The organism is Kitasatospora sp. NPDC056446 (assembly GCF_042796115.1).
Classification (GTDB): Bacteria; Actinomycetota; Actinomycetes; order Streptomycetales; family Streptomycetaceae; genus Kitasatospora.
This window is the reverse complement of the sequence record NZ_JBHTRF010000151.1, coordinates 1-5,738: the sequence shown is the minus strand read 5'-3', so window position 1 is coordinate 5,738 and position 5,738 is coordinate 1. Positions and strand designations below refer to the sequence as shown.

Below are 5,738 nucleotides of genomic sequence, written 5' to 3'. Positions count from 1 at the left end.
GCTGCGCGAAGCCGGACTGCACCCTGGCCCGCCGGTACGGCCCTCGTCGGCCCGCTGGAGCAACCGCGGGCCGTCGGCTACAGGCCGCCGAAGGCGAGCTGCTCGAACTGCTCCTCGGCCACCACCGGCACCGGTGCGACGGGCGCCGAGTCCAACTGGCCGAGGACGTCGTCGAGCGTGGCCACCTCGACGGCGCGGCCCGCAGCGACCATCTTGGCCGCCCATGCCTCCTGCGCGACCAGCGACCGCAGCAGGAAGACCCGCTTGCCGTGCTCGGAGGCGATCCGCGCCTGCATCTTCGCGCCGGACGTCCGCGACGCCTCGATCACGATGCTGCCCAGGGCGCTCCCAGACGTCACCACGTTGCGCCGCGGGAAGGTCCACGTCGCCGGACCGGAGGTCGGCCAGAATTGCGAGAACAGAGCCCCGCCCTCGTCGACGATCCGCTTCGCCAGCACGCTGTTCGCCGCAGGGTAGACCTTCGCGGCGATGCCGTGACCCAGGACCGCCACCGTCCTGCCCCCAGCATCCAGGGCCTCGACGTGCGCGGCGGTGTCGATCCCCAGCGCCAGGCCGGAGAACACAGCGACGTCCGCAGTCACCAGCCCCTTCGCCATCCGCGCCGCACGGCCGAGACCGACCTCGCTCGCGCTGCGGGTGCCGACGACGGCCAGGGACCGGCGGTCGGCCGTCGACAGGTCGCCCAGGTAGAAGAGGAAGGGGGGCCGGTCGGGCACCAGCCGCAGGTTCTCCGGGTAGGCGTCGTCCAGCACAGTGACGATGCGGGCCCCGGCCCGCGCCCCGGCGTCCAGCTCGGCGTCGACCCGCTCACGGGCATTCGCGAGGTGTACCAGACCGGAGCGCAGGACCGGCAGGTTTTTGCGGGCCGCCTCTGACTGCTCCCCGAGGTTCCCTTCGAGCGCTGCTTCGACCCCGTCCGCGCTCGTGCAGGTGCGGGCCAGCAGGCTCCAGTCCACGGACGCGTTGTTGATGCGCAGCGCGCACAGCGCCAGCAGGTCCCGGTGGGCTCCGGAGAGATCACCGGGGGGTGCGCCCTGCAGCGCGGCAGGGGAAAGCGAAGTCATGATCATTCCTTCTACTTACGGCCCGGAACTGTTCGAAGGGTGTTGCGGTACTACCTGGGCCTGCCTTCATCATGGCGCACCCCACCGACAGAGCTCCAGCCCGAGGTCGGGCCGTGTGCAGCTTGAGCGGCCCGGCCCGGCGCCCGCCTACTCCCAACGCATCCCGAGTTCGGTGAGGCGTTGGGCGCGTACGGCGGGGACGTCGGCGCGCCTGCTGCGGCTGTTGGCGATGAACAGGCCGAGGCTGATCTCGACCACGGTGCCTTCGTCGGTGCCGTCGTTCAGCACCAGGGCTTCCTTGTGTGTGCGGGGGACGTTGAGGTGGCCCTCGCGGGCCCGGTATTGGGCGGCGGCCGCCAGGTTCCGGGCCTCCCTCTCCGCATGCGTCACCTTCGCGGCCGGCTTCTGCTCCGGCGCCAGGGGCTCGAGTCCGAGGACGTGCTCCAGCGCCCACTGCTGCGCCGGGACGAGCTTGTCCCAGGCGACCTGCTGCGCGCGGCCCCACCCGGCCAGGTCATCGCCCTGGACGACGATGCTGCCCGGCTCGGTACCGGCCAGCGTCCCGCCATCCTTGATGTGCTGCCAGGCCAGGATGAAGCACCGCCGCCACTCCACCGGCCAGGACGGGCACCATCCCGCGTCGATCTCGTCCAGGGCGGCCTTGCGGTCGGCGGACAAGGCCCCGGTCCAGTCCAGGCCGGTCTCGCCGGCCTCGGCGCGGCGCTCCAGCGCTTCGGTGCGGCGTTGGGCGGTGCGCAGGTTCTTCATGATGGTGCCGACCGGGCGCCCGCCCCAGACCGCCTCGGCCGGGGGGCAGGCGTGCCCGTGCTCGGCGGCGTACCCGGCGACCGCGGTGAGGTTGTCGGTGAAGGCCGTGTCGAACACGGACCAGATCATGCTCAGCTCGTCGAGTTCCTTGACGCGCTCCGGGTCGAGGACGTCGGCGGCCTTGTAGCGGCGCTGGTCGGCGACCCAGACCCCGAGCCGGTGCCCGGACGGTGCCTGGTAGGCGTAGGGCACGCGCGCGTCGCCGAACTTCTCGCGGTAGGCGAGCAGCTCCTCCAGGCCGCGCCGGAACTGGGCCCGCTCCGGTTCCAGGACCCGGGTGCGGATGAACGCGGCGATCAGCGCGGGGTCGCGCTGGGTGGAGAACTGGAGCAGCTGCGCCTCCCCGCCGGCGGAGCGGCGCTCCTCGGGCTCCCCGGCGTGCTTGGGCTCCCTCGGCGGGCGGGTCTCGGACTGCGGCATGGCCAGGCGCTCGACGGCGGCCGCGTCGTGCGCCCGCAGCGCCATCAAGAGCTTGCTCAGCCCGTCGTACGCCTTCGAGGTGAGCAGTTGGTCGTCGTTCTCGCCGGCGCCCAGCAGGACGGGCACCACGATCGTGGCGACCTTCCCGCTGCCCGGGTGCATTCGCAGGGCGCGGCCGACGGCCTGGACCAGGTCGACCATGGAGCCGCGCACGTCGGCGAAGTAGACCGCGTCGCAGTCGAAGGTGTCCACACCCTCGCTCAGGACCTTGACCGAGGCCAGGATGTATCGCAGCAGCCGCCAGCCGTCATCCCGCACCAGCGACGCGAACGTGCCGAGCACGGCCCGCCGCTCGGCCGGCGTGTGCTCGGCCTCCAGCCAGCTCGTGCCGACCAGCGCCGGGTCCGGGTGCAAAGCGGGGTCCTGCTCCCACAGCACCCGGGCGACGTCCGGCAGGCCGGTGCTTAGCGCCCGCGCCTCGGCCACCATGTGATGGAACGACAGCACCCGCGACAGGTCCCACTCCGCGCACGCGGTCAGCAGCGCCGTCTGCAAGGCCGCCAGCCGCGCGCCCCGGTACTCCACCGACGCCTCGTGCGCACCGCGCTGCTCCAGGCCCTGGAGGACCGGATCGGCCACGTCCACGCACAGGATCCGGTACGGCGCGATCACCCCGTCAGAAATCGCGGTTCCGAGGGGGTAGTCGTGGGCGACCGGGCCGAACAGCGCCTCGTCGTCCATGCTCGCGATCAGCTCGGCCGCCTCGATCCCGGCCGCCGCCCGCAGCCGATCCGTCTCCTTCACCGCCCACAGGCGAGGGGTGGCCGTCATGAACAGCTGCCGGTCACACGGGACCTTGGTGTTGTCCAGGATCGCCGCCCACGGCCGACCTGCCTGACCCGAGACCCTGTGCGCCTCGTCCACGATCGCGAGTGAGAAGGCCGGCAGCCCGAGCTGGTGGGCCTTCTCCAGGTGGCCCAGGCCCAGGCTGGCGTAGGTGGCGAACACCGTCACCCGGCCCGGCCCGGCCGTCCACTTCACCAGCTCCGCCGGGTCGGTGGTGCACCGCAGGCCCACCGGCTGCTCGTTGCCCACGAGCGAGCAGAGCCCGACCATCCGGCCGCTGTGCCCCTCCCGCTGCCAGACGCCGGCCGTCTGCTCCAGCAGCGGCAGTGAGGGCACGATCACTAGCGTCCGTTCCGAGTGGAGCCGGGAGGCGACGTGAACGGCCGTCAGCGACTTGCCCGCCCCCGTCGCCGCCCGGATCTGGCACCGCAGCCCCTCCGGCGGCACCAGCCCCGACGCCGGCAGCGTCAGAAGTCGTACTGCCGCGTCGCACGCCTCTTCCTGGTGCGGACGAAGCTTTTTCACCATGATTCCAATTTACCTTTCCCGGGAATTGCGTGAAATGGAAAGGGGTGGGCGAAATCCGTTTCCGCCCGACTCCGGTATTCAGTAGGAAAGCGTGCCGATTTCCATCGGCTGTCACGGCGAGAGGTTCTCCTTGGCGGTCCCTGCCACGGCGGGCACGTGGAGTGGCGGTCCGGGTGGAGGCGGTTCGGGCACACTGGGGCGATGGACTTCGGGGTGGGGCTTGGCGAGGGTGGCTGGGACGAGGACGGGGCCCTGCGGGCTGCGGTGAGGCGTACGGCTGAGGGGCTCGGGCTTGCCCTGCCGGAGTCGGATGGGAACTGGGGTCGCATCGCGGAGTACCTCGACGCGGGGCGTGGCCGGAGAGTGACGGTGTATCCGCCCGACGAGGGGCGTCGGTTCCAGGTGAATTTCCAGGCCCACGGCACACGGTTGGCCTGTGGGTGGGCCGCAGACCTGGCCGAGGCGGTCCGGGCGACGGCGGCGTGGATGGGCGGTGCTGGGCTGGAGGAGACCAGGGCACAAGCCCCGTTCGTCCAGTTCAGGCCCTGGGCCCTCGCCCATGAGCGGGAGCCGTTCGGTGTCGTCGAGTTGACGTGGCACGCCAAGCTCGACCGCGTCCACATGCCGCCGTACAACCGACACCCACGTCCCCACGCGCTGCTGGCGGCGGCGCACGCCCAGCCAGTGCTCCGTCAGCTGATGCCGGTCAACAGCCACTTCAACCTCTGGTTCTCCACCAGTGTCAAGGCCTTCTGGAAGACGCGGGTTGGCCACACCATCCATCCGTACGACGAGGGGCTGTACGGGGTATGGAACAAGGGCGAGCCGCTCGCGCGCACCGAGACACCGGAGGAAGCCCTTGCCATCGTGGTGGCAGCCCTTCCGGAGGGGCTTGTGTCGGCAAGCTGAGGTGATACAGAGAACCGCGCGGGCCGGGCGCCAGGCTTCACCGCCTCCTGCTGCCCCCCGCGGGTCCGCTGCGCCCACTTCCGCTCTGCCACGAGCCGGGCCTCGTGCTCCGGAGGACCAGGCCGGGGTCTGCCCGTCGAGCGTCACGTCGTAGGCCGCCCACTCCTCGGTTCCGACGAGAGCGGCGATCCGTTCCCACTCGGCCGCCTCCCACGTGGGGCGAAGCCCCGAGTCCTCCATGCGACCGGCCTCCCGCTCCCAGGCCTGCGCCTCCCACCGGCCGGCCTCGATCTGCTCGGGCGACTTCCCCTGAGCCCGCCGCTGTACTAGCCGCCGCGCGAAATCAATTTGGTCAGCTTCGCTGCCCGCCACGTCTGCCTCTACGTATTCCACTCTCGAATTTGAGATAAATCCTGAGGCCGACTCGGAGTCGCTGACCCATACGATCATGTGCCAACGAGAATCCACCGGGACCCTACCACCAACCCAAAGCCTAGCGGGATGCTGTCTTTGATGCACGAGAGCGGGCGAAGCCCGCCCCTGTACCACCCCAACGAGTGACCCCACCACCTGACCACCCCTCACCATCCCACCCGTCAAGGCGCGAAGCGCCCCACCCGCCACCCCAGTCAGCTCGGGCGAAGCCCGAACACCCCCCCCACCCCCAGAGTTGAAGGTCCCTCACCCTGACACCCACCCAACTCCGCAGCGAAACGCGGAGTTGACCCACCACCACCCAAGCCCGCACAGGGCCCGCTACCCCACCCGATCGGGTACAGCCCGATCCGGCCGGCGCAGCCGGCCCGCTGCCCGCGCGCAGCGCGGGTCAGCCCACGGTGGAGCAGCCGCGCAGCGCCGAAGGCGCTCACACTCCATGCCAGGTCAGCTCCGAAGCGAAGCGCAGGAGCTGACCCACTACCAAAGGGCGCGCAGCGCCCCGATCGGGCAAAGCCCGATCCCGCCGGCGAAGCCGGCCCTATCCGCGCGAAGCGCGGATAGCCCACGGGCGAAGCCCGTGGGCCACTGGCCGAAGGCCAGGGCGCTACCGGCGGCGAAGCCGCCGCGCAGCGCCGAAGGCGCAAGCAACCCGGGCCGAAGGCCCGTGGTTGCCCGGCGCTGTCT

The 5,738-nt window shown here is 71.3% G+C and carries 3 protein-coding genes; 1 reads left to right on the top strand and 2 read right to left on the bottom strand.

What is annotated here, in order from left to right:
• Window positions 1–77 precede the first annotated feature (77 nt).
• On the bottom strand, window positions 78–1,085 hold the full coding sequence (locus ACFQ6N_RS39895) for a DNA-processing protein DprA (RefSeq protein WP_380659071.1): 1,008 nt from the start codon (window positions 1,083–1,085) through the stop codon (window positions 78–80).
• A 147-nt stretch (window positions 1,086–1,232) separates the two neighbouring features.
• Window positions 1,233–3,707, bottom strand: coding sequence for a Helicase associated domain protein (locus ACFQ6N_RS39890; RefSeq protein ID WP_380659070.1), 2,475 nt, complete (start codon window positions 3,705–3,707; stop codon window positions 1,233–1,235).
• 201 nt (window positions 3,708–3,908) lie between these two features.
• Here ACFQ6N_RS39890 and ACFQ6N_RS39885 point away from each other — a divergent pair, with 201 nt between their 5' ends.
• Window positions 3,909–4,616 (top strand): DUF6193 family natural product biosynthesis protein, encoded by a 708-nt coding sequence (locus ACFQ6N_RS39885; RefSeq protein WP_380659069.1) that lies wholly within the window; start codon window positions 3,909–3,911, stop codon window positions 4,614–4,616.
• The last annotated feature ends 1,122 nt before the right edge of the window (window positions 4,617–5,738 follow it).

Coding starts and splice junctions, on each gene's coding strand:
- ACFQ6N_RS39895 (WP_380659071.1), bottom strand. CDS start 1,085: ATGACTTCGCTTTCCCCTGCCGCGCTGCAGGGCGCACCCCCCGGTGAT.
- ACFQ6N_RS39890 (WP_380659070.1), bottom strand. CDS start 3,707: ATGGTGAAAAAGCTTCGTCCGCACCAGGAAGAGGCGTGCGACGCGGCA.
- ACFQ6N_RS39885 (WP_380659069.1), top strand. CDS start 3,909: ATGGACTTCGGGGTGGGGCTTGGCGAGGGTGGCTGGGACGAGGACGGG.